Origin of the sequence: Bradyrhizobium sp. MOS003 (assembly GCF_003020125.1) — a bacterium.
Classification (GTDB): domain Bacteria; phylum Pseudomonadota; class Alphaproteobacteria; order Rhizobiales; family Xanthobacteraceae; genus Bradyrhizobium.
The window spans coordinates 45,414-68,987 of record NZ_PYFW01000006.1 but is presented as its reverse complement, the minus strand read 5'-3'; the positions used below and the strand labels follow the sequence as shown (position 1 = coordinate 68,987).

The 23,574-nt window shown below is 65.4% G+C and carries 23 protein-coding genes; 16 read left to right on the top strand and 7 right to left on the bottom strand.

Annotated features, from left to right (window positions below; all coding sequences use genetic code 11):
- Positions 1-162: 162 nt before the first annotated feature.
- On the top strand, positions 163-1,689 hold the full coding sequence (murJ, locus tag C7G42_RS24560; protein ID WP_106951526.1) for a murein biosynthesis integral membrane protein MurJ: 1,527 nt from the start codon (positions 163-165) through the stop codon (positions 1,687-1,689).
- Positions 1,690-2,013: 324 nt separating this feature from the next.
- A complete protein-coding gene (locus tag C7G42_RS24555; RefSeq protein WP_106951525.1) occupies positions 2,014-2,289 on the top strand; it encodes a DUF1127 domain-containing protein in 276 nt (91 codons plus the stop codon).
- Positions 2,290-2,366: 77 nt separating this feature from the next.
- Here C7G42_RS24555 and C7G42_RS24550 read toward each other — a convergent pair whose 3' ends face one another.
- Positions 2,367-2,534: a DUF2934 domain-containing protein gene (locus tag C7G42_RS24550; protein WP_106951524.1), complete on the bottom strand. Its 168-nt coding sequence runs from the start codon at positions 2,532-2,534 to the stop codon at positions 2,367-2,369.
- A 252-nt stretch (positions 2,535-2,786) separates the two neighbouring features.
- Here C7G42_RS24550 and C7G42_RS24545 point away from each other — a divergent pair, with 252 nt between their 5' ends.
- From C7G42_RS24545 to C7G42_RS24535, 3 genes are all read left to right on the top strand, one after another.
- Positions 2,787-5,096, top strand: a complete 2,310-nt coding sequence (locus tag C7G42_RS24545; RefSeq protein WP_106951523.1) for a xanthine dehydrogenase family protein molybdopterin-binding subunit — start codon at positions 2,787-2,789, stop codon at positions 5,094-5,096.
- A 165-nt stretch (positions 5,097-5,261) separates the two neighbouring features.
- Positions 5,262-5,708, top strand: a complete 447-nt coding sequence (locus tag C7G42_RS24540; protein WP_106951522.1) for a c-type cytochrome — start codon at positions 5,262-5,264, stop codon at positions 5,706-5,708.
- Between the two features lie 241 nt (positions 5,709-5,949).
- On the top strand, positions 5,950-7,233 hold the full coding sequence (locus C7G42_RS24535) for a cystathionine gamma-synthase family protein (protein WP_106951521.1): 1,284 nt from the start codon (positions 5,950-5,952) through the stop codon (positions 7,231-7,233).
- Positions 7,234-7,306: 73 nt separating this feature from the next.
- Here the strand turns inward: C7G42_RS24535 and C7G42_RS24530 are convergent, their stop codons facing one another.
- Entirely contained in the window at positions 7,307-7,723 is a 417-nt protein-coding gene (locus tag C7G42_RS24530; protein WP_106951520.1) for a CHRD domain-containing protein, read from the bottom strand.
- 155 nt (positions 7,724-7,878) lie between these two features.
- On the opposite strand from C7G42_RS24530, the gene C7G42_RS24525 reads away from it, so the two are divergent.
- Positions 7,879-8,805 (top strand): c-type cytochrome, encoded by a 927-nt coding sequence (locus tag C7G42_RS24525; protein WP_106951519.1) that lies wholly within the window; start codon positions 7,879-7,881, stop codon positions 8,803-8,805.
- A gap of 7 nt (positions 8,806-8,812) precedes the next feature.
- Here the strand turns inward: C7G42_RS24525 and C7G42_RS24520 are convergent, their stop codons facing one another.
- Complete coding sequence (locus C7G42_RS24520) at positions 8,813-9,058, bottom strand: Lrp/AsnC ligand binding domain-containing protein (protein WP_106951518.1); 246 nt, start codon at positions 9,056-9,058, stop codon at positions 8,813-8,815.
- Positions 9,059-9,189: 131 nt separating this feature from the next.
- On the opposite strand from C7G42_RS24520, the gene thiD reads away from it, so the two are divergent.
- The 4 genes from thiD to C7G42_RS24500 all read left to right on the top strand — a co-directional run bounded on the left by thiD (position 9,190) and on the right by C7G42_RS24500 (position 13,069).
- Positions 9,190-9,990 carry a bifunctional hydroxymethylpyrimidine kinase/phosphomethylpyrimidine kinase gene (thiD, locus tag C7G42_RS24515; protein ID WP_106951517.1) on the top strand — a complete coding sequence of 267 codons (801 nt, stop codon included), beginning with the start codon at positions 9,190-9,192 and terminating at the stop codon, positions 9,988-9,990.
- Between the two features lie 175 nt (positions 9,991-10,165).
- Positions 10,166-10,978, top strand: coding sequence for a UDP-2,3-diacylglucosamine diphosphatase (locus C7G42_RS24510; protein WP_106951516.1), 813 nt, complete (start codon positions 10,166-10,168; stop codon positions 10,976-10,978).
- Between the two features lie 13 nt (positions 10,979-10,991).
- Entirely contained in the window at positions 10,992-12,035 is a 1,044-nt protein-coding gene (locus tag C7G42_RS24505; RefSeq protein ID WP_106951515.1) for a glycosyltransferase family 4 protein, read from the top strand.
- Between the two features lie 50 nt (positions 12,036-12,085).
- Entirely contained in the window at positions 12,086-13,069 is a 984-nt protein-coding gene (locus C7G42_RS24500; RefSeq protein ID WP_106951514.1) for a threonine/serine dehydratase family protein, read from the top strand.
- A gap of 346 nt (positions 13,070-13,415) precedes the next feature.
- On the opposite strand, the gene C7G42_RS24490 is transcribed toward C7G42_RS24500, so the two are convergent.
- Positions 13,416-15,221 carry a caspase family protein gene (locus C7G42_RS24490; protein WP_199581115.1) on the bottom strand — a complete coding sequence of 602 codons (1,806 nt, stop codon included), beginning with the start codon at positions 15,219-15,221 and terminating at the stop codon, positions 13,416-13,418.
- Between the two features lie 164 nt (positions 15,222-15,385).
- Between C7G42_RS24490 and C7G42_RS24485 the strand changes: the two genes are divergently transcribed.
- Positions 15,386-15,829: an RbsD/FucU family protein gene (locus C7G42_RS24485; RefSeq protein ID WP_106951512.1), complete on the top strand. Its 444-nt coding sequence runs from the start codon at positions 15,386-15,388 to the stop codon at positions 15,827-15,829.
- Here the strand turns inward: C7G42_RS24485 and C7G42_RS24480 are convergent.
- Complete coding sequence (locus tag C7G42_RS24480; RefSeq protein ID WP_106951511.1) at positions 15,826-16,209, bottom strand: VOC family protein; 384 nt, start codon at positions 16,207-16,209, stop codon at positions 15,826-15,828. The two genes, C7G42_RS24485 and C7G42_RS24480, sit on opposite strands and share 4 nt — an antisense overlap.
- A 113-nt stretch (positions 16,210-16,322) precedes the next feature.
- Here C7G42_RS24480 and C7G42_RS24475 point away from each other — a divergent pair, with 113 nt between their 5' ends.
- Positions 16,323-16,718, top strand: a complete 396-nt coding sequence (locus tag C7G42_RS24475) for a hypothetical protein (RefSeq protein WP_245427932.1) — start codon at positions 16,323-16,325, stop codon at positions 16,716-16,718.
- Between the two features lie 218 nt (positions 16,719-16,936).
- On the opposite strand, the gene C7G42_RS24470 is transcribed toward C7G42_RS24475, so the two are convergent.
- Positions 16,937-18,328, bottom strand: coding sequence for a hypothetical protein (locus C7G42_RS24470; RefSeq protein WP_199581138.1), 1,392 nt, complete (start codon positions 18,326-18,328; stop codon positions 16,937-16,939).
- A gap of 75 nt (positions 18,329-18,403) precedes the next feature.
- On the opposite strand from C7G42_RS24470, the gene C7G42_RS24465 reads away from it, so the two are divergent.
- Positions 18,404-19,600 carry an MFS transporter gene (locus tag C7G42_RS24465; protein ID WP_106951509.1) on the top strand — a complete coding sequence of 399 codons (1,197 nt, stop codon included), beginning with the start codon at positions 18,404-18,406 and terminating at the stop codon, positions 19,598-19,600.
- Here the strand turns inward: C7G42_RS24465 and dgcA are convergent.
- A complete protein-coding gene (gene dgcA / locus C7G42_RS24460; RefSeq protein WP_106951508.1) occupies positions 19,570-20,565 on the bottom strand; it encodes an N-acetyl-D-Glu racemase DgcA in 996 nt (331 codons plus the stop codon). The two genes, C7G42_RS24465 and dgcA, sit on opposite strands and share 31 nt — an antisense overlap.
- Positions 20,566-20,699: 134 nt before the next feature.
- On the opposite strand from dgcA, the gene C7G42_RS24455 reads away from it, so the two are divergent.
- Genes C7G42_RS24455 through C7G42_RS24445 form a run of 3 tightly spaced genes read left to right on the top strand, consistent with a single transcriptional unit; the run spans position 20,700 to position 23,542 of the window.
- A complete protein-coding gene (locus tag C7G42_RS24455) occupies positions 20,700-21,833 on the top strand; it encodes an MlaE family ABC transporter permease (RefSeq protein ID WP_106951507.1) in 1,134 nt (377 codons plus the stop codon).
- Between the two features lie 2 nt (positions 21,834-21,835).
- Positions 21,836-22,618, top strand: a complete 783-nt coding sequence (locus tag C7G42_RS24450; protein ID WP_199581114.1) for an ABC transporter ATP-binding protein — start codon at positions 21,836-21,838, stop codon at positions 22,616-22,618.
- A 42-nt stretch (positions 22,619-22,660) separates the two neighbouring features.
- On the top strand, positions 22,661-23,542 hold the full coding sequence (locus tag C7G42_RS24445; protein ID WP_106951505.1) for an MlaD family protein: 882 nt from the start codon (positions 22,661-22,663) through the stop codon (positions 23,540-23,542).
- The last annotated feature ends 32 nt before the right edge of the window (positions 23,543-23,574 follow it).

Here is a 23,574-nt window from a genome sequence, read left to right as displayed (position 1 = left end):
GAGAGGTCGCGCCGAAGGCGCGGGTGATGGCTCTCTCCTTTTGGGGATTGTCCTGTTGCGGAGACACCCTCTCCCCAACTCTCCCCCACGAGCGGGGGAGGGAGCAGACCACCGTCGCGGTTTGCACCTAGACCTGATCCTGCGATGCTCTAAAACATCCGCATGCTCGGACGCATCTTCACGGTTGGCGGCTACACGCTGCTCTCGCGGCTGACGGGGTTTGCCCGCGACATCATGCTCGCGGCGATCCTCGGCGCCGGCCCCGTGGCCGACGCCTTTTTCGTGGCGCTGCGGCTGCCCAATCATTTCCGCGCGATCTTCGCCGAGGGCGCCTTCAACGCCGCCTGGGTGCCGGCCTATGCGCATGTCCATGGCGAGAAGGGGGAGGCGGCGGCACATCTGTTTGCCGACCGCATCTTCACGCTGCTGCTGGCTTCGCAAGTGGTGCTGCTGGTGGTCGCCTGGCTCTTCATGCCGCAGGCCATGAGCATCCTCGCGCCGGGCTTTTCCGACGATGCCGAGCAGCGCAAGCTCGCGATCGAGCTGACCCGGATCACCTTTCCCTATCTGCTGCTGATCACGCTGGTGACGCTCTATGGCGGCATGCTCAACGTGATGCAGCGCTTTGCCAGCGCCGCGGCAGCCTCGATCTTCCTCAACGTTGCCATGATGATGACGCTGGCGGTGGCGGTCTGGTTTCCGACCGCGGGCCATGCCGCGGCATGGGGCGTCCTCATTTCAGGTTTCCTGCAATATTTCCTGCTCGCCGGCGATCTGGCCCGACATGGTGGCCTGCCGCGCTTTGCGCCGCTCAAGCTCGACGAGGACGTCCGCGGCTTCTTCAAAGCGCTGGGCCCGGCGACGCTTGGCTCGATGGGCACGCAGGTCGCGCTGTTCGCCGACACCATCATCGCGACCTTCCTGCCCGCAGGCGCGCTGTCGGCGCTGTATTACGCCGACCGCCTCAACCAGCTGCCGATCGGCGTGATCGGCATCGCCATCGGCACGGTGCTGCTGCCGGAGATGTCGCGTCGGATCACGGCGAACGACCTTGACGGCGCGATGAAGGCGCAGCGCCGCGCCTTCGATTTCACGCTGCTGTTCTCGATCCCGTTCGTCGCGGCCTTCCTGACCGTGCCCGACGAGATCATGCGCGCTTTGTTCGCCCGCGGCGCCTTCTCGAAGGCCGATGCGGCCGCCGCCGGCGCCACTCTCGCGGCCTACGCGATCGGCCTGATCCCCTTCGTATTAATCCGCAGCGCAGTCGCGACCTTCTACGCGCGCAAGGATACGGCGACGCCGGTGCGGGCGTCGCTGACCGGCATCGCCGTCAACGTCGCGCTGAAGGTCGCCTTGATGGGATCGCTGGCCCAGATCGGCCTCGCGCTCGCAACCGCCGTCGGCGTCTGGACCAACCTCTTGCTGGTGCTGTTCTTCGCGGTGCGCCGCGGCTTTCTCGTGCTGGACCGCGCCTGGCTGATGTCGCTCGCCAAATTCCTGCTGACCGGGATCATTCTGGCGGTGGCGTTCTGGCTGATCGCGCGCTTCAGCGGCTCTTGGCTGGGTGCGATGCACTTCCGGGACGAAGTGATGCTGGGGCTGCTCGCCGTCGGCGGCACGATCGTCTACGTGCTCGCGATCCTCATCCTGTTCGGTCGCCGCTGGCTGGTCTCGCTGGTGCGCGGCTAGGAGAGCGCGCGCAGAGCTCTACTCAAAAGTACGGGGCATGTCCGCCGAGCCTCGGAAAGCGCCTGCGCACGAGAGGTTCGCCCGCAGGGTGCATCCGACATTCGCACATCTATTGATTTCGCGCGATCGCCGTGCTACGGAGGCGGCATGATTAAATGCTCGCGCAAACTCAACCGCAACCACATGACCCGCTTCGGCTGGGCCCTGGGAGGAGTCGTGCGCTAGCAATTCGACGACGACATCTTTTCCACCAGGCCCCGCCGGCATCGGACGGGGCCTTTTGTTTGGCCACGCTCCCTGCCGGCTCAACAGCAGGAGCGTCCGATGCCACCCCAACAGACCGACATCACAGCCGCGACGGAGCGCGATGCCGCGAGGCTTCGCGTCGACCTCTCCGTCGTCCTGAGCCTGCTCAGGCGATACTGGCACGCGTTTCAAGAGCGGCGCCCGCGCTCGCGGGTCGCCTTGCAGGATCTCAGCGACAGGGAGCTGATGGATATCGGCTTGACCCGCGGCGAGATCGACTGCATCGCGCCTGAACGCGCCATCGATAGGATGCGAGATCGCACGCGCTATCTTTTGAACCGTGGCGGTATGTAGATGATCAACCACGCGCGAAGGACGTGCGCCTTGAGGCAGGCGGCGTCGGCGCGGCCGCTTGTCTTTGGCCCAGCCTGCTACTCGAGAAACGTCTCGGACTTCTCGTCGGGATTGTTCGTGGCGCCGTCCTTCAATTCGCGTTCGGCTTCGTGCCAGAATTCGTCCTCGCGGCCCGCGGGGTGTCCGGCGGCCTCCCACAATTCATGTGCGCGAATACTGATCTGCTCTTGGGTCGGGCTCGGCATGGGTCCACTCGTTGGTTGAGAGCGTAACGCGGCCGCACGGGAATTAGGCCGTATGGCCGCGCTGGTGACTGTCCCGCTCCGGATTCCGTCTCCGCAACACAAAGCCTGCGCTGGAGGATTTGTTCCTACGCGGCGGTCTCGGGACAAGGAGCCGCGCCCCAAGGGGCATGTCCGGCACCGACAAACCCGTTTGCCTTGCCAGTTTTTCCACGGCAATATGCCGGCAAAACAACCATAGGACGGGACAATACAATGGCGGCTCCCATCAAGTTCGGCGTTGGCCAAAGCGTGCTGCGCAAGGAGGATGACGCGCTCATCCGCGGCAAGGGCCGCTATACCGACGACTATGCGCCGCAGGCCGCGCTCCGCTGCCTGATGCTGCGCTCGCCGCACGCGCATGCCAAGTTCACCATCGATGCCAGCCGCGCCCGCACGCTGCCCGGCGTTGCGCTGATCCTGACCGCCGATGACGTCAAGGATCTCGGCGATCTGCCCTGCCTGTTCAATCTCGAGACCGACCCGTTCAAAGGCCCGCCATACCCGATCCTCGCCAAGGGCGAGGTTCGCCATGTCGGCGATTCCATCGCCTTTGTCGTCGCGGAGACCATCGACCAGGCCCGCGACGCGATCGAGGCGATCGAGGTCAAATGGAGCCCGCTGCCGGCCGTGACCGGCGTCGTCAACGCCGTCAAGAAGGGGGCGCCGCAGGTCTGGCCCGACAAACCAGGCAATGTGTTGTTCGACGTCTCGATCGGCGACAAGGCCGCGACCGAAGCCGCCTTCGCCAAGGCGCATGCGGTGGCCGAAATCGCCATCGTCAACCCGCGCGTGGTCGCAAGCTTCATGGAGACCCGCGCCGCGGTCTGCGAATACGATTCCAAGAATGATCACCTGACGCTGACGATCGGCAGCCAGGGCAGCCATCGGCTGCGCGACATCCTGTGCCAGAACGTGCTCAAGATCCCGACCGAGAAGATGCGGGTGATCTGCCCCGATGTCGGCGGCGGGTTCGGCACGAAGCTGTTTCCCTATCGGGAATACGCCTTGGTGGCGGTCGCCGCGAAGCAACTGAAGAAAACGGTGAAATGGGCGGCCGACCGCACCGAGCATTTCATGGGCGACGCGCAGGGCCGCGACAACGTCACCACCGCGAAGATGGCGCTGGCCGAGGACGGCAAATTCCTCGCGATGGATTGCGACCTGATGGGCGACATGGGCGCCTATCTCTCGACCTTCGGGCCCTACATTCCCCATGGCGGCGCCGGCATGCTGCCGGGCCTTTACGACATCCAGGCGTTCCATTGCCGCGTCCGCACGATCTTCACCAACAGCGTGCCGGTTGACGCCTATCGCGGTGCGGGCCGGCCGGAAGCCGCCTACGTCATCGAGCGCCTCGTCGACGCCTGCGCGCGAAAACTCGACATGATGCCGGACGCGGTCCGTCGCAAGAACTTCATCCCGCCGAAGGCGCTTCCCTACAAGACCGCGACCGGCAAGGTCTACGATTCCGGCGATTTCGCCGCGCATCTGAAGCGCGCGATGGAGATCGCGGAGTGGAAGGAGTTTCCCAAGCGGGCCAAGGCGGCCAAGAAGGGCGGCCTGATCCGCGGCATTGGGCTCGCGAGCTATGTCGAGGTTTGCGGCACCATGGGCGAGGAGACCGCCAATGTGCGGATGGACCCCAATGGTGACATCACCGTCCTGATCGGCACGCAGTCGAGCGGGCAGGGCCACCAGACCGCTTACGCGCAGATCGTGGCCGAACAGTTCGGCGTGGCGCCCGAGCGCGTGCACGTCCACCAGGGCGATACCGACATGATCGCCACGGGCCTCGGCACCGGCGGCTCGGCCTCGATTCCCTCTGGCGGCGTCAGCGTCGAGCGCGCCACGCGCGAGCTCGGGCAGAAGCTCAAGGAGATCGCGGCGCAGGCACTGGAGGCGGGTGCCGGCGACCTCGAGATCGCGGAAGGCGTGGTGCGGATCGCCGGCACCGACCGTTCGATCTCGTTCGCCGATCTCGCCAAGCGGCCGGGCGCCGATCCGTCGAAGCTCAATGCCAGCGCGACCTTCGCCAGCGCCGACGGCACCTATCCCAACGGCACGCATGTTGCGGAGGTCGAGATCGATCCGGCCACGGGCATCATCAAGATCGTCAACTACGTGATCGTCGATGATTTCGGCAAGACGCTCAATCCGCTGCTGCTCGCGGGCCAGGTGCATGGCGGTGCCATGCAGGGCATCGGCCAGGCCCTGATGGAGCAGGTGGTCTACGGGCCCAATGACGGCCAGCTGATCACCGCGACCTTCATGGACTACGCGCTGCCGCGGGCGGCGGACGGGCCGGCCTTCGTATTCGAAACCGCCAACGTCCCCTGCAAGACCAATCCGATGGGCGTGAAGGGGGCCGGCGAGGCCGGCGCGATCGGTTCCTGTCCGGCCATCGTCAACGCCATCGTCGATGCGCTCTGGCGCGAATACAAGATCGACCACATCGACATGCCGGCAACGCCTGAGCGGGTGTGGATCGCCATCAACGAGCACCATCGCCGCCACAGCCTGTAATATCAAGCCGACCTGGAATGGGAGGCAAACGCCGGACACGTTTGCCCAACCATTATCCAGAGTGCGACGATTTATCGTCGCGCTCGGGATGGAATGAAATCTGCCAAACGGTGTTGGCCCATAAGGGTCGGCACGATCCTGACATCAAGGAAAGGGATTTTGCGAATGAAGCGAGTGTTGGTTGTTGGGGGCGCGCTGCTGCTCGGGATGGGCGCCGTTTGGGCACAACAGGACTCCGTCAAGGAGGTTCAGACCCTCATGAAGGGCAACGGCAAGAACGCCGGCGCGGTGTCGGCGATGGTCAAGGGTGAGAAGCCCTACGACCAGGCCACGGTGGACAGCGCGTTGGCGCAGTTCGAGGATACTGCCAAGAAGCTGCCGAACCTGTTTCCGGCCAGCGCCAAGGGCATGAAGGCCGAGGGCGATTACAGCACCTCGCCGAAGGTCTGGGAAGACAAGGCCGGCTTCGACGCCAAGATCGCGAGCTTCGCCAAGGTCGTCGGCGAGGCCAAGGGCAAGATCAAGGATCTGGACTCGCTCAAGGCGAATTTCCCCGCGGTCGGCAAGGAGTGCGGCGGCTGCCACGAGACCTATCGCGTCAAGAACGGCTGAGGGGGGGCCTTTGTAGCCGGGGGAGGGCAAGCTCCATCCAGGCTACTGGCATAAAATGGGGCGGTTGCGAAAGCAGCCGCCCTTTTTCGATTGGCAAGGTCTGACGGATCGCCCTCCGAGCGGTTATCTTCGCACCGACGGCCGCGGCGTTGATGCGACAAGGCGTATCTCGTTCCTACTGTCTTACGACATCAGGAGTTCCAGCGCGCGGCGAGGATCCCAATCAACAGCGAGACAGGCCATGGTCAAACCGTTTCCGTCGAAGACGCATATCGGCAATCACATGCTGCACCCTGAAACGCTGATGCTGACCTATGGCTATGATCCGCAGCTGTCGGAAGGCGCCATCAAGCCGCCGGTGTTCCTGACGTCCACCTTCGTGTTCAAGACCGCCGATGACGGCCAGGACTTCTTCGATTTCGTCGCCGGCCGGCGCGAGCCGCCGGAAGGCATGGGCGCCGGCCTGGTCTATTCGCGCTTCAATCATCCCAACAGCGAGATCGTCGAGGACAGGCTCGCGATCTACGAACGCACCGAGCGCTGCGCGCTGTTCTCATCCGGCATGGCGGCGATCGCAACCACGATCCTGGCTTTTGTCCGCCCGGGCGACGTCATCCTGCACTCCCAGCCGCTCTATGGCGGGACGGAGACGCTGCTGACAAACACGCTTTCGCGTCTGTCGATCGGCGCTGTCGGCTTCGCCGACGGGATCGACGAGGCGGCCGTCAAGCAGGCAGCGGACGAGGCCATGGCCAAGGGCCGTGTTTCGATGATCCTGATCGAAACCCCGGCCAACCCGACCAACGGCCTGGTCGATGTCGCCATGATCCGCCGCATCGCCGACTCCATCGGAAAGGCACAAGGCGACACGCCGATCATCGCCTGCGACAATACGCTGCTCGGGCCGGTGTTTCAGCGGCCGATCGAGCACGGTGCGGACATTTCCCTATACTCGCTGACGAAATATGTGGGCGGTCATTCCGACCTGATCGCAGGCGCTGCGCTCGGCTCGAAGGCGATCATGAAGGGCATCAAGGCGCTGCGCGGCGCCATCGGCACCCAGCTCGATCCGCATTCCTGCTGGATGATCAATCGCTCGCTGGAGACACTGAGCCTGCGCATGGAAAAGGCCAACAGCAATGCGCGCCTCGTTGCGGACTTTCTGCGCGATCATCCGAAGGTGGCCAAGGTTCACTACCTCGGTCATCACGAGGAGGCCTCGCCCGCCGGCCGTGTGTTCGCGCGGCAATGCCTGGGGGCGGGATCGACCTTCGCGTTCGACATCGTCGGCGGCAAGGACGCTGCGGTCAAATTCCTCAATGCGCTGCAGATCATCAAGCTGGCGGTAAGTCTCGGTGGCACCGAGTCGCTCGCCAGCCTGCCCGCGACCATGACCCATTCCGGCGTTCCCGCCGACATCCGCCGGAAAATCGGCGTGCTCGATTCCACGATCCGGCTGTCGATCGGCATCGAGAACCCCTCCGATCTGATCGCCGACCTCGCGCAGGCGCTGAACGCGGCTTAGGCGCGATCGAATCGAAAAGGCCGGGCGCCCCCTCCTGCGCCCGGCCTTACACGCAACGAAGCAGCGTCGCGGCTTACTTCGTCACCTGGCCGCGGATCTCGCCGCCCGGATTGGCCGCGGTGTGGATGTTGATGTAGTACTTGCCGCCGAGCAGATCGGCAGCCTGCGCATCCGTGAGCGTTGCCTCCCCCTTGACCGGGCTTGCGGCCGCATTCGGGATCGCGACGGCCACGCCGGCGTTCTTGCCAACCTCGGCAGGCCCGTGGAAATGCGCGGCGGTGGCGGGTCCGGAAAGCCCGGAATAAGTGACGGTCCACGACAGCTTCTTGCTGGCGGCATCATAGTTCAGATCGGCGGTTCCGGTGCCGCTGCTGGTCGTCGCCGGCACCTCGGACTTGCCGTCGAGGGTTGCCTTCAGCTTTTCGGCACTGGCGGGGCTCGCGAAAGCAACGGCACCGAGCACTATGGCGGCAATGACGGTCTTGTTCATGACATTCTCCCTGCTGAACCCGTTCGGGTTGCCAAACTTCCAACAGCCGGCATTTCAGTTTATTCCCGTTTCAGGCCAGGGCGGGCTAAATTCTTCGTGGCTGGAGCCGCGACGACATCGGTCTTAGGTTCGCCGCGACGAGTGAATGGATCGGCATGTTGCAACGAACAATTCTCGCAGGGCTGCTCGCCGCGGTCATTGCTGCCGGCGTCTATTGGTGGCTCAGCGCGGCGGTGGTGGCCGCCGCTGGCAATGCGCCGGGCCATGTGGCCAACCTTGCAAACGGCGAGGTGATGTTCAACGCCGGGGGCTGCGCGTCCTGCCATGCCACGCCGAACCAGCCCGATCGTGTCAGGCTCGGCGGCGGCGTCGCGATCAAGTCGCCGTTCGGAACGTTCTACGCGCCGAACATCTCGCCCGATCCGAACGACGGTATCGGCAAATGGACCGACGCCGACTTCGTCAACGCGGTGATGCACGGGGTTTCGCCGGGCGGGCAGCATTATTTTCCCGCTTTCCCCTATACGTCGTACCAGCATGCCAGGCGCGAGGACGTACTCGATCTCTTCGCTTATCTGAAGACGCTGCCGCCGGTGACCGGCAAGGTGCGTGACCACGACGTCGGCTTTCCCTTCAACATCCGGCGTAACATCGGCATCTGGAAATTCCTGTTTCTGGACGACAAGCCTTTTGTCGCCGACGGCAGCAAGTCGCCGCAATTCAATCGCGGCGCATACCTCGTCAACAGTTTCGGCCATTGCGCCGAATGCCACAGTCCACGCAACGCGCTCGGCGGCATCATCTCGAGCCAGCGCTTTGCCGGCGGGCCGAATCCGGAAGGCGAGGGCTGGGTGCCCAACATCACGCAGAAGCGCCTCGGCGAGTGGAGCGCGAAGGATATCGCCTATTTCCTCAAGACCGGCGAATTGCCCGACGGCGACAGCGTTGGCGGCGCGATGACGCGTGTGATCAAGAACACCTCGCAATTGTCCGACGCGGATCTTGCGGCGATGGCGGACTACCTCAAATCGCTGCCGCCGGTGGACGGCCCGCCGCGGCCCAAGCGCAAGGACGCGAGCTAGCTGCGGGCTAGCTGGCGCCAAACGCCTTGAAGGTGATGATGGTGAGGGTGTCCTGGATGCCCGGCAGCACCTGCACCTTCTCGTTGACGAAATGGCCGATGTCGGTGTCGTTGTCGACGTAGAACTTCACGAGAAGGTCGTATTGGCCGGCCGTGGAGTAGATTTCGGACGCGATCTCGGCTTCGGCAAGCGCGTTGGCGACCGTATAGGACTGACCTAGCTTGCATTTGATCTGGACGAAAAAAGGAACCATCGCGGGCACTCCGAAAGCGTATTCTTCCGGCTAATAGGCCAAAACCGGCCGGAATTAGCAAGCGAACTTGCTTGTTACCCGGCGCGCGCGGTAGGACGGACCATGGCCCCGAAAACGCGGAAAATCCGCCCATGACGACCCCGGTCGCACTCACCATTGCCGGCTCCGATTCGAGCGGCGGCGCCGGCATTCAGGCCGACCTGAAGACCTTTGCCGCGCTCGGGGTCTATGGAGCCTCCGCCATCACGGCGCTGACGGCGCAGAACACGCGCGGCGTCACCGGCATTCAGGCGGTGCCGGCCGAATTCGTCACCGCGCAGATCGATGCGGTGTTCTCCGATCTCGACGTCGGCGCGGTGAAAATCGGCATGGTCGCCCAGGTCGCCAGCATCGACGCGATCGCGGCCGCGCTGTCGCGCTGGAAGCCGAAGCATGTCGTGCTCGATCCCGTCATGGTGGCGACCTCAGGCGACCGCTTGCTCGCATCCGAGGCCGTCGATGCTCTGCGCACAAAGCTGATACCGATGGCCTCAGTGATCACGCCCAACCTGCCGGAAGCCGCGGCTTTGCTCGACGAGGAGATCGCAGTGAGCGAGGCCGGGATCGAAAGCCAGGGGCGGCGCCTGCTGGCGCTCGGCTGCCGCGCGGTCCTGATCAAGGGCGGGCACGGCGAGGGCGCCGAGAGCACCGACTATCTCGTCACGGCCGAAGGCGGAATCGCGCTCGCGGCGCCGCGTGTTGCCACGCGCAACACCCACGGCACCGGTTGCTCGCTGTCCTCGGCGGTCGCGGCGGGGCTGGCCAAGGGCGAGGGTCTGGAGCCTGCCGTGCGCAACGCAAAGGCCTGGATCAGCGCGGCCATCGCAGCCGCCGACCGCTTCAGCGTCGGCCACGGCCACGGCCCGATCCATCATTTCCACAAGTTTTACTGACGCGCTGCTCGTTCATCCTCCCTCCCGCGAGCCCCCTGCGGCGCCATGTCGCCTGATTGTCGCATGCGACTGATATTCGCGGTGAGGGCGAGGCAAGGCGTGATTCGTATCTGAAGGTGCCTCAAGGGTTCAATTGGTCATCCCCCTGTCACGGGACATTGTTACAGGCTGGCGCATGGGAAGTTACGATGTGAGTGACGAGAGCCCGGAGCGGCGCTTTCGCACGTTGTTCATCTCCGACGTTCATCTCGGAGCCCGCGGTTCTCAAGCCGATCTTCTACTCGATTTCCTGCGCCACCATGATGCCGACACGATCTATCTGGTCGGCGACATCGTCGATGGCTGGGCGCTGAAATCGAGCTGGAACTGGCCGCAATCCCACAACGACCTGGTGCAGAAGTTGCTGCGCAAGGCGCGCAAGGGCGCCAAGATCGTTTACATCCCCGGCAATCACGACGAGTTCCTGCGCAACTATTACGGCACGCATTTCGGTGGCATCGACGTGGTCGAGAACACCGTCCACACCGGCGTGGACGGCAAGCGCTATCTCGTCATCCACGGCGACATCTTCGATCTCGTGGTGCAGAACGCGCGCTGGCTCGCCCATCTCGGCGACAAGGCCTACGACTTCGCGATCCAGATGAATCGCTTCGTCAACTTCTTCCGGCGCCTGTTCAAGGTGCCCTATTGGTCGCTGTCGCAATGGGCCAAGCAGAAGGTCAAGAACGCCGTCAATTACATCGGCGCGTTCGAGCAGGCGCTCGCCGCCGAGGCGCGACGCCACGACGCCGACGGCGTGATCTGCGGTCACATCCATTACGCCGTGATCCGCGACGAGGGCGGCATCCGCTACATGAATTGCGGCGACTGGGTCGAGAGCTGCACGGCATTGGTCGAGCACGACGACGGTCATTTCGAGATCATCACCTGGGCGGATCATTTGCAGAAGCCGGCAGCCGTCCCGCAGGTCGCAGCGAGAGCTGCATGACGGAGACCGCCTGATGCGCATCCTGGTCGCGACCGACGCCTGGCACCCGCAAGTGAACGGTGTGGTTCGGACGCTGACCAAGCTTGCCGACGCCGGAAAGAGCCTCGGCGTCGAATTCGAATTCCTGACGCCGCAATCGTTCCGAACCTTTGCGATGCCGAGCTATCGCGACGTGCGCCTGGCGATGCCCCGCCCGGCGCGAATTGCGAAGCTGATCGCGGAGGCGCAACCGGACAGCATCCACATCGCGACCGAAGGGCCGATCGGACTGATGGTCCGCCGCTATTGCCACCAGCGCAAGCTGCCGTTCACGACCAGCTTCCACACCCGCTTTCCCGAATATGTCCGCGCTCGCGTGCCGGTGCCGGGATCGCTGATCTGGCGGGCGCTGCGCCGCTTCCACGCGCCCAGCCGCGCTGTGATGGCGGCGACGCCCGCGCTTGCCTGCGAACTGACCGAGCGCGGTTTCGGTAACGTCGTGCTGTGGCCGCGCGGTGTCGACACCCATCTGTTCCACCCCCGCGCCATCGACCTCTGCCTGCCGGCGCCGGTGTTCCTGTCGGTCGGCCGCGTTGCGGTGGAGAAGAATCTCGAGGCCTTCCTCGATCTGGATCTGCCCGGGACCAAAGTGATCGTCGGCGATGGCCCCGCGCGCGCCTCGCTCGAAGAGGCCTATCCCGACGCGATCTTCCTCGGCGAGAAGCACGGGGAGGAACTGGCCGACATCTATGCGGCGGCCGATGTGTTCGTATTCCCGAGCAAGACCGACACGTTCGGCCTGGTGCTGCTCGAAGCGCTCGCGAGCGGCCTGCCGGTCGCGGCCTTTCCGGTGAAGGGCCCCCGCGACGTGATCGGCGATGCGCCGGTCGGCGCGCTGGATCACGACCTCCGCACCGCCTGCTTTGCGGCGCTCGACGTCCCCCGGCAGGACTGCGTCGAATTCGCCGCCAGTTACACCTGGGAGGCCTCGGCCCGGGTTTTCGTGGACAGCATTCTGGCGGTTGGCGCGGTGTTGCCGGGCCGGAATGGGACGGAACAGCCACGCTTCGTCGCCTGATCTCGCGGAGGTGTCTTGCCCGGGCCTCACCGGCCGCGATAAGGTCTGACATGACCGAACAGCTCCTCCCGATCGGCCCAGCCGACATCGACGCCGCAGCGCGCGTGATCGCGCCCTACGCCATCCGCACCCCGCTGTTGTCCTTTCCCGTGCTCAACGAGCGCGTCGGTGCAAAAGTGTTCCTGAAGCCGGAGATGCTCCAGCGCACCGGCTCTTTCAAGTTCCGCGGCGCCTTCAACAAGGTCGCCTCGATCCCGCAGGACAAGCGCGCCGGCGGTGTCGTCGCGTTCTCCTCCGGCAACCACGCCCAGGGCGTGGCGGCGGCGGCCAAGATCCTCGACATGCAGGCAACTATCGTGATGCCTGCGGATGCGCCGTTGTCGAAGCGCGAGCGCACCAAATCCTACGGCGCCGAGGTCGTGCTCTATGATCGCGACAAGGACGACCGCGAGGCGATCTCGCGCGGCATCGCCGAGAAGCGCGGCGCGACGCTGGTGCGGCCCTATGACGATCCCTTCGTGATCGCAGGCCAGGGCACCGCCGGCCGCGAGATCGCGGAAGACATGGCGGCGCTGGGTCTCAGCCCCGACATCGTGGTGGCTCCAGCCTCGGGCGGCGGCCTGATTGCAGGCGTGGCGACGGCGGTGAAGGCGCGCTTTCCGCTGGCCGAGATCGTGGTGGCCGAACCCGAGGCGTTCGACGATCACGGCATTTCGCTGAGCGCAGGCCATCGCGAGCCGCACGGGCCAGCGGGCCGCACCATCTGCGATGCGCTGATGGCCCTGATCCCCGGCGAGATGACCTTTGCGATCAACAGCAAGCTGCTCGCGCGCGGCGTCACGGCGTCGGACAAGGAAGTCGGCGCGGCCGTCGCGTTCGCCTATCGCGAGCTGAAGCTCGTGGTGGAGCCGGGCGGCGCCGTGGGCCTCGCCGCGCTGCTGGCCGGCCGGCTCGATGTCGCCGGCAAGAACGTCGTCATCGTGCTCTCCGGCGGCAATGTCGATGCGGATCTGTTCGCCGAGCTGGTCGCCTAGCCGTCATTCCGGGGCTCGCGAAGCGAGAGCCCGGAATCCACTTCTCCGCCGTCTCCGCCGCACAATGGAATCCGGGCCTGCGCCTCACGGCGCATCCCGGAATGACGATCTTCGAGGGTCGACATGAAGAAGGGGCAAAGCGTTTCCGCTCTGCCCCTTCTTGTGTCTGCTGATCTTGTGGATCGCACTTGCGGCTTGCTCGGTGCAACCTCTCCCGCTTGCGGGGGAGGTCGGCGCGAAGCGCCGGGTGGGGGCTCGTTCCTCATCGGGAGTGTCCCGTTGCGGAGAGACCCTCTCCCCAGCCCTCCCCCGCAAGCGGGGGAGGGAGCGCACCTTCTTCGTGGCATCAGCGCATGAAGCCGCCGCGGTGATTGCCGCCATTGTTGTTGCCCTGCGACTGGTTCATCGACTGGCGGAAGTTGTTGTTGCCGCCGTTGTTGACGACCCGGTTGGTCGTGTTGAACTGCGGGCCGCTGTTCTGCACCTTGTTCACCTGGGTGTTGTTGATCTTCGCACCGTTGTTGACGCGGATCGGGTTGTTCTGCGTCTGAACGGTCACCGGCTTCGCATCGACGTTCGAGCCGCCCTTGCCGACATTCACCGGCATGCTCACGATCTTGCCAGGCCTGCCATTGGTGGTGCCGGCATTGTTGTTGCCGCCATTCTGGTTGTTGTTGGTCGCCGGCAGCGTCACGATCTTGCCGATGCCGCCATTGCCGTTGGTCGTGTTGGTCGGCGCAGGCAGCGTGACGATCTTGCCCGGGGTCTGCGACGGCGTGCCGTTTTGCTGGTTCTGCTGGTTGTTGCCAGCCGGCAGGTTGACGATCTGGCCGCCATTGCCGAGCTTGCCGATGACGCTGCCGTCGACCGGCTTCTGCACGATCGGCAGATTGCCGCCCATCTGCGAACCACCATTACCCTGCTGCAGCGGCATGTACTTGGGCTGGCCGAGATTGCCGATCTTGAAGCTTGGAGCAATGTTCTGCGGGGCCAGGAACTTGGTCGCCTGCATCAGGGGGATCTGCTTGGGCTGCACCTGGAGCTTCAGCGCCATCTGCGCATACGGGCTGTTGCCGTAGCTGTCATAGAAGGTCTTGTAGCCGAACGGTGAGTTCACGAGCACCGCCTTGTGCCAGGCCTGCGAGAGCAGGATGTTGTTGAGCAGCCAGCGGACGTGGTCGCACAGCGGGTCGTGCGGATACATCCGGATGAACTCCTGATAATATTCCGGCCGGCCCTCGGACACGACGTAATCATAGGCCTGGCGCGTCGAGCGGCTCGGCAGGTTGGAGGCCATCTGCACCACAGGCGCATTCACCGGCGCGCGGTTGGCCGCGACCGCGGTGTCGCCGAAGAAGGTGAAGTCCGAGGTGAGCGAGGAGCTCTCCCACGGGATCTGCGCGCCGCTGGTGGACTGGTTCACCTGCAGGCGGACGCGCTTGAACAGCTGCTCGATCGGCACGTTGGGTTCGCGCGCCACGTTCAGGAAGGCTTGCGTGTAGGGGCTGTGGCCGCCAGTGCCGTCGAGCGCCTCGGCGCCCGGCGCGGTCGAGTAGCCGACGATCGAGCCGTTCGGCGCATCGACGATGGCGAGGCCGCGGCCGGCGTCGTTGACGTCAGGGAACGGGTTGTTGCGGCAGGCATCGAGAATGACGATGCGCATGCGGCTCGGAATCGTCTCCAGCGTCGACATCACGTCGACCAGACGCACCGAATTGTTGACGAGCTCGGTCTGGCTCGACACCTTGGCGTCGACGGGAACGAGATAGTTCTCGCCGGCGAGCTGCACGCCGTGACCGGCGTAATAGACCATCGCCACCGTGTTCGGGCCGCGCGCAGACACCTTGGCGGAGAAGTCCTGCACCACGCGCAGCATGTCGTTCTGGGTCAGGTCGGTTGCAGCAACCACCTCGAAACCGGCGGAGTTCAGGAACTTCGCCATCGACTCGGCATCATTGTCCGGATTGGCGAGCTGCGGTGCGTTCTGGTAGTTCGAATTGCCGATCACCAGCGCCACCCGCTGCTCCGGGCCTTGCAACGCGGTGGGGGCCGGCTGGACCGGGGCGACTTGCGCGGAAACAGGGCCGCAGGCGAAGCCGAACAGGCTTCCCACGAGGCCGGCTGTCATCAGCAAAGGCTTTAGGCGGAACATGGCGTGCTCCTTTGGCACTGATCTCGATGCGAGATTGGTTGCCGGGGAGCCTCGCCGCGTTCGAGCGCGACGTCCGTGATCCCCCTCACCCTGGTGTCTTGCGTGATCTGAGTCACGCCCGGAACCTGCTATGGTTAGCGATCGATAAGGGGAACTGCCGTCTCATGTTGAAATCGATCGATCCGATCCTGACACCCGACCTGCTCTGGCTGCTCGCCTCCATGGGCCACGGCGACGATCTCGTGGTCGTCGACGCCAACCACCCGGCCACGCACATCGCCCGCTCCACGTCGTCGCAGCGCCTGATCCAGCTGCCGGGCATGACGATGGAGACGGCCGTCCGCGCCATCATGTCGGTCTACCCGCTCGACGATTTCGATCCCGACCCGGTGCGCGTGATGGCGCCGGTCGACGATCCCGACCGCGTGCCCGACGTGCAGCGCGCGGTGCTGGCCGAGATCGAACGCGCCAGCGGCAGCCCGGTCAGTCCCGGCAAGCTCTCGCGTGCGGATTTCTATCGCGCGGCGGCGATGGGTTTTGGCATGGTGCAGGTCGGCGACATCAGAGGCTACGGCTGCTTACTGATCAGGAAGGGCGTGATCAGCTAGGCGGATTGCCGCATCAGTTCCGAGGGCCAGCCAACCCGGACGAGAAGGCCCTCGGGGCCGTTGATGCCGACTTCATACATGCCCCATTCGCGGTGACGCAGCACGCCGCCGGGCCGGATGATGAGGTCGTCCACGCGCGCCGCAATGGCCTCGACCTCGGGCGTGCGAATGAAGATGCCGAACGGATTGTGCTCCGGCACGCGCCACGGGCCATTGCCGGCCTGCGTGAGATGCACCTCGCATCCCCGGCCCCTCACGATGACGTAGCCGTCATCGCCGCCGGTACGCGCGAAGCCGAGCCGTGCCCAGAATGGGATCGCTGCTGAAAGATCGTTGCAGGGAACGATGGCGAAGGCGCCGACGTGTGGCGTTGCAGGCATTCGTTGACTCCGGCATATGCACGCGTCCGCGCCGCGTTCACGCTGCACGTTGCAAGTCCTATCAAGAGCGACCGCTCGGCAAAAGCGGCGAAACGTCCCGCACTCGAAATTGAATGGCGCGCCGGGAACTGACTGTCTATGGTCCCTCCATGTCCCGCTCTATGTGTCTATTCGTTGCCGTCATCCTCTCGCTGCTGCCGGCCGTCGCATCCGCTGACCCCGTTCAAAAGCGCCCCAAGCAGGCCTTTCATGGCTACGGCTTCCTGCCGGGCTATCGTCAACCGCTGAGCAACAGCATTCCGCTCTACAAGCAGAAGGAAGCGATGCGGCGCATGTCGCGCAGCGACCGCCGCCACTGGTACATCGATCCGGTTCCGCAATATTACGGCTGGGACGGCGAGTGGCGCTATTTCGGGCGCCCCGGCTTCAACGGCGGCCGCTACAACGGCGGCAGCTTTGGTCCGTGTTGGACGCGCACGCCGATCGGCGCGGTGTGGAATTGCGGGTGACGGGGCGCTGACCGCGCCGTCGGCACGGTGAAGAGAAAGCCTACGCCGTATTTCGGTGTCGTGCCCCGGACGCAGCGCAGCGCTTCTTCAGCGGTGCGCTGCTGAGCCGTGGTGCATGTTGCAGAGGAGTACGCCGCCCGCCGGGTCCCGGCTCTGCGCAGCAACGCCAAGGGCGTTGCAGCGCGTCCGGGACACGAGAGCGAATGCGCAGCACCCCCTTACGAGAAGAACGCGATCTTCTCGGCCTGGGTCATGCGGCGGATCGGGGCGAGGGGATCGTTGGCCGGCGCGCGGGGCTTTTGCAGGATCCCGCTGGCCAGGATGGTGGCGCCGAGCGAGGTCTCGGACAGGGAAGCAGACAAGGGCGAGGGCATCGGCAGCGTCGCAGTCGGGCCTGCGCCGAATGATGCTGCGGCCGTCATGGCCTGGGCCGGCTGCTCCATCACCTCGGCGGCGGCCTCCGCGATGGCGTCGGTGAGGCGCGCAAGCGAGTCCATCGCAATTGGCGCGTCGGCAGCGGGCTCCTCGGCAGTTGCTGCGACGACCGGCTGTGCTGCGATCGGTTCGGGAAGCTCCGCAGCAATGGGTGCCGGGCCCTCCGCCACCATCGGCTCCGCAATGGCCGTTTCCATCTCGACCGGCGCGATGATCTCGTCGAACTCAGGATCGGGCGCGGCCATCTCGAGCGCGATGGCCTCGAGCACGGCGTCGTCCTCGGCTTGCGCGGCAGCGTCGAGCGCGAACGCGTCGGCGGCTTCCGCGAAGGCGGCGGGCTCCGTGGCCGGCTCATCAAACGAGACGGCTTCGGGCGCGACGTCTTCCGGCGCGACTTGGTCCAGCGCTGTGCTCTCGACAGCGATCTGGCTCTCTGCCGCAATCTCCGGCGCGACGACGGCGTCCATTGCCTGCTCGGGCTCGGCGACCCCTTCGCTGGCGAGGGCCGCTTCAGGCTCGGCAGCCGCGGCGAGATCCTGCGGCGGCTCCGTAAAAGCCACGGGTGTTTCGCTCACCATCGCCGCGGGCGCGGTCTCGACAGGCGGAGCTTCGGCGGGAGACGCCGACTGCGGCGTTGCGCCGCCGTCGGTCTGCTCGACCCGATCCCTCAACAGATCGAATGCGGCCTTGAGCTCGACGCGGGGGTCGATGATCGAAATCTGTCCGCAGGCGGCCTCGATCGAGGCGAGCTGCGAATCAATGAGGTCGCAGATCCGCCCGTCGGCGCCGATCTCGCGCCAGCGCCAGGAGATCTCCTTGATGATGCGCACGCCGCGCGGGATCGCGGCGAGGCTCGCCTCGATCGCGGTGGGATCGAAGGCGGCGATGGCGCTCGTCTCGGCCTCGTGGATCGCGCGGCGGATCTCGACCAGGGCTTCGGGCAGACGATCTTCGACGACTGGTTGCCGCTGCGCCGCAAGGGTTTCTTCGATTTTCGCGACCGCATCGAGCACCATGCTCGTGTCGGCGTTGCGGTTGCGCCTGGCATATTCGCCGAGGAACCAGCGGCCGCGCGCCGTCTCCATGAAGGCTTCGCGGATCGCGTCGTAATCCTGCTCGTTCGGCTCGGCCGCGCGGGCAGACATGGGCGAAAGGGCGAATGCTTCGTTGGCCATTGTGATCTCGTCGCGCAAATCACCGCGCGTTACAGTAACGATCATCACGATATCGACCGAATCGCAATTGGTTTGATGGCACCCGAATCACAAATCCCCACGCCAGCATCGGCGAAACGGCGATTCGCCGTCAGCCTCGCCCTGTTCTATTCGGCCGTCTTCGCGGTCTCGGGCACGCATCTGCCGTTCTTCCCGGTGTGGCTGAAGGCGATCGGCGTCGACGCGGCCTGGATCGGCCTCATCAACGCGCTGCCGGCGATCACGCGCTTCACGACGCTGCCGCAAGTGACCGCCTTTGCCGAAAAGCGACATGCGATTCGCGCCGGCATGATGGTGTCGGTGCTGGCGACCGCGATCGGCTTTACCGCGGTAGGCTTGCAGCAGCAGCCGCTGGCGTTGTTCCTGATCTACGCGGTGACCTGCATGATGTGGACGCCGACGATGCCGCTGACGGATGCCTATGCGCTGCGCGGCGTCGCCCGCTATGGGCTCGATTACGGACCCTTGCGGCTGTGGGGCTCGGCGGCCTTCGCCGCCGGCTCGCTCGCCTGCGGCTATCTCGTCGACCACATCGCCGCGCGCGATCTGATCTGGGTCATCGTCGCATGGGCCGTCGTTGCGGTTGCAGCCGGCCTGCTGCTTCGGCCGCTGGACGATGTCAGGCGCAAGGCGACGGAGAGGCATGCCGGCCAGGCGCTGCTGCGCGATGCCGGGTTCTGGGCCGTCATCGTCTCGGCGGCGCTGATTCAGGGCAGCCACGTCGCCTACTACACCTTCTCGGCCATCAACTGGCAGCTCCATGGCATCAGCGGGCTGACGATCGCGGGCCTGTGGACACTGGGCGTGATCGCCGAGATCGTGGTGTTCGCGCTGTCGCCGCGCTTTTCGCTGCATCCGTCCACCATGATCGCGATCGGAGGGCTCAGCGCCGTGCTGCGCTGGATCGTCACGGCCAATGAGCCGCCGCTCGCGCTGCTCGCGATCGTGCAACTCGGCCACGGCCTCAGCTTCGGCATGACCGTCGTCGGCACCATGAATCTCCTGGTGCAGCGCGTGCCTTCGCATCAGATCGCGCGGGGGCAGGGTTACCTTGCCGCGTGCAGCGGACTGCTCAGCGCCGCAACCTCGATCGCATCGGGCGCTATCTATGCCCGTATCGGCGATGGCGTGTATTACGTCATGGCTGCGATGGCCGCGGCCGGCGCGCTTCTGATCTGGTCGGCGCGGCACCGGCTCACGGCTCAGCCCCAGAGCGAAGCGTCCGGCGGATAGACCAGGCTGTCGTCATAACGCAGGGCGTGGTCGCGGTCGCGTGCCAGCAGCAGCGGCCCATCGAGATCGACGAAGCGCGCCTCCGGCGTCACCAGCATCGCAGGCGCCATCGACAGTGAGGTCGCGACCATGCAACCGATCATGATCTCGAAGCCGAGCGCCTGCGCCGCGTCCGCCATCGCCAACGCCTCGGTGAGGCCGCCGGTCTTGTCGAGCTTGATGTTCACGGCGTCGTAGCGTTCGCGCAAGGCAGCAAGCGAAGACCGGTCGTGGACGCTCTCGTCGGCGCAGACCGTCAGCGGGCGCCTGATCCGCGCCAGCACCTCGTCCTTGCCTGCCGGCAACGGCTGCTCGACCAGCGTGACGCCGACGGCGGCGCAGGCGGCAAGATTGTGCTCCAGATTGGCCTCGGTCCAGGCCTCGTTGGCATCCACGATCAGTTCGGATTCGGGCGCGGCCTTGCGCACCGCCATGATCCGTTCCGGATCGCCCTCGCCGCCGAGCTTGATCTTGAGCAGGGGGCGGTGCGCAGACCTTGCGGTCGCGGCAGCCATCGCGTCGGGGGTCCCTAACGAGATCGTGTACGCCGTGGTGCGCTCACCGGGTACCGGCCGGTCGAGCAGGTTCCAGGCCCGTAGGCCCGCCGCCTTGGCCTCCAAATCGATCAGGGCGCAGTCCAGCGCGTTGCGGGCCGCTCCGGGCGCCATGGCGGTCTGGAGGGCTTGCCGCGTCAGGCCGTCCGCCATGGCCTGCTGCATGGCCTGGATGGCGGCAAGCGTCGCCTCGGGCGTCTCGCCGTAGCGGGGGTAGGGCACGCATTCGCCGCGGCCGGTCAGCCCGTCCCGGCTGACCTCGGCCACGACTGTCACGGCCTCGGTTTTGGCCCCCCGGCTGATGGTGAAGCTGCCGGCGATCGGGAAGCGCTCGATTCGCGCCGCCAGGGAAGCAAATTTCATGGAAGTCATTTTGAACTCTGGCGAAATCTGAACCTGCTAGTTACCTCTAGCAACTAACATTAACCACTTGGGGATACCTTCTCTGGGTAAGGGCGCGTGCGCAACACTCTGATTTTCTCCGCCCCGTACGGGAGCGGGACATCTTGAATAGCGATCCGAAGCTGGAACGGATTGCCAAGGGCAATGCGCTGGCACTTTGCGCCACCGGAACCTGGACCGCGAGCTTCGCGCCGGTCCTGGAGCGGATGGTGGCCGACGCCGAGAAGCTCGCGGGCGGCCAGCAAAGCATCTTCATCGACGTCTCCGAAGTCGCCAAGCTCGACACATTCGGCGCCTGGCTGATCGAGCGGCTGCGCCGCAGCCTGACGCAAGGCGCCGTCGAGGCGCAGATCGCGGGTCTCTCGGCGAACTATTCGAGCCTCGTTGACGAGGTGCGCCGGGTCCGGGCGAACCCCGTGATCGACGGCAGCACGATCACCATCACCGGCATGCTCGAGCAGATCGGCCGCGCCGTGGCCGGCGTCGCCGGCACGGTCGCGGGCCTGGTCGACATGCTCGGCGCGGTGCTCGCCGCGGGCGCCCGTACCCTGATCCACCCCCGCTCGTTCCGCCTGACCTCGACCGTGCATCACATGGAGCAGGTCTGCTGGCGCGCGGTGCCGATCGTGGTGCTGATCACTTTCCTGATCGGCTGCATCATCGCGCAACAGGGCATCTTCCATTTCCGCCGCTTCGGAGCCGATCTCTTCGTCGTCGACATGCTCGGCGTGCTGGTGCTGCGTGAGATCGGCGTGCTGCTGGTCGCCATCATGGTCGCGGGCCGTTCGGGCAGCGCCTACACCGCCGAGCTCGGCTCGATGAAGATGCGCGAGGAGATCGACGCGCTCCGCACCATGGGCTTCGACCCGATCGAGGTGCTGGTGTTGCCGCGCATGCTGGCCCTGGTGCTGGCGCTGCCGATCCTGGCCTTCCTCGGCGCGATGGCCGCGCTCTATGGCGGCGGCCTCGTCGCCTGGCTCTATGGCGGCGTGCAGCCCGAGGCTTTCCTGCTGCGGCTCCGCGACGCGATCTCGATCGACCATTTCATCGTCGGCATCGTCAAGGCGCCGGTGATGGCTGCGGTGATCGGCATCGTCGCCTGCGTCGAGGGGCTTGCCGTGCAGGGCAGCGCGGAATCGCTCGGGCAGCATACGACGTCGTCCGTCGTGAAAGGCATCTTCTTCGTCATCGTGATGGACGGCGTGTTCGCCATCTTCTTCGCCGCGATCGGGATGTGACGATGGCGAAAGAAATTCAAAGCGAAATCCAGAACCCCATTATCCGCGTCCGCGACATCACCGTGCAGTTCGGCGCGACGCGCGTGCTCGACGGCCTCAACCTCGACGTCAAGCGCGGCGAGATCTTGGGATTCGTCGGTCCCTCGGGCGCGGGCAAATCGGTGCTGACGCGCACCATCATCGGCCTCGTGCCGAAGCTCGCAGGCTCCATCGAAGTGTTCGGCGTGGACCTCGATTCCTCCAACACGTCGCAGCGCCGCAATGTGGAGCGGCGCTGGGGCGTGCTGTTCCAGCAAGGCGCGCTGTTCTCTTCCCTCACGGTGCGGCAGAACATCCAGTTTCCGATGCGCGAGTATCTGCGCGTGTCGCAGCGGCTGATGGACGAGATCACCATCGCCAAGCTCACCATGGTAGGCCTCAAGCCTGAGGTCGCCGATCGCTTCCCGTCCGAACTCTCGGGCGGCATGATCAAGCGCGTTGCGCTGGCGCGTGCGCTCTCGCTCGATCCCGACCTCGTGTTCCTGGACGAGCCGACCTCAGGCCTCGATCCGATCGGCGCCGGCGATTTCGACGAACTGGTCAGAACGCTCCAGCGCACTTTGGGGCTGACCGTTTTCATGGTAACCCACGACCTCGACAGCCTTTACACAGCATGTGATCGCATCGCCGTTTTAGGGAACGGTAAGATCATAGCGGCAGGGTCGATCGCCGACATGCAGGCCTCGCAGCATCCCTGGCTGAAGCAATATTTCCATGGCAAGCGCGCCCGCGCGGTCATGGGTTGAGTGGCTGGGATGAGCAGCTGTGATGAGTAGCCGGAGCACCTGATGGAAACGCGGGCAAACTACGTCTTGATCGGGTCGTTCACGCTGGCGGTGATCGCCGCGGCGATCGGCTTCGTGCTGTGGTTCCAGTCGCTGCACACCACCAAGCAGCGCAGCCCCTTGCGCGTCGTGTTCGAGGGCCCGGCCGCGGGCCTGCGCAACGGCGGCAGCGTCAATTTCAACGGCATCCGGGTCGGCGAGGTGGTCTCAGTGAAGCTGGACAACCCGCGGCGGGTTGTCGCACTCGCCATGATCGAGAACAACGCCCCGATCCGGAAAGACACCCTGGTCGGCCTCGAATTCCAGGGCCTGACCGGCGTCGCCGCGATCTCGCTCAAGGGCGGTGAAGAGGCGGCGGCCCCGCCGCCGCTCGACCAGGACGGCATCCCGACGCTGACCGCCGACCCCAACAAGCTGCAGGACGTCACCGAGGCGATCCGCGGCACGCTGCAGAACATCAACAAGATCGTCGCCGACAATCAGGAATCGGTGAAGAACTCGCTGAAGAACCTCGAGACCTTCACCAATTCGCTCGCCCGCAATTCCGAGAAGATCGACGGCGTGATGGCCAAGGTCGACGGCGTCATGCTCAAGGCCGACAATCTCATGCTCGGCCTCAACACGCTGGCCGGCGGCAAGGACGGCGGCGAGCTGTTCCAGGCGGTGAAGTCGATCCGCGAACTCGCCGACGATTTCGACAAGCGCTCCGGCGCGTTGATGGCCGACGGCCGTCGTACCCTGGGCGACATCAGCCGCGCCGTGAACAATTTCGACCGCAACCCCACCCGCGTCCTGTTCGGCGCCAGCAACAGCAGCGCCCCACCGCCTGCACCGCCGCCCGAGCCGCCGAAGCCGGCGCCGGGTCCGGCGCCTAGGCGGCAGTAGGTGTGTCGTTCGCGTCTCTCTCCTGCGTCATT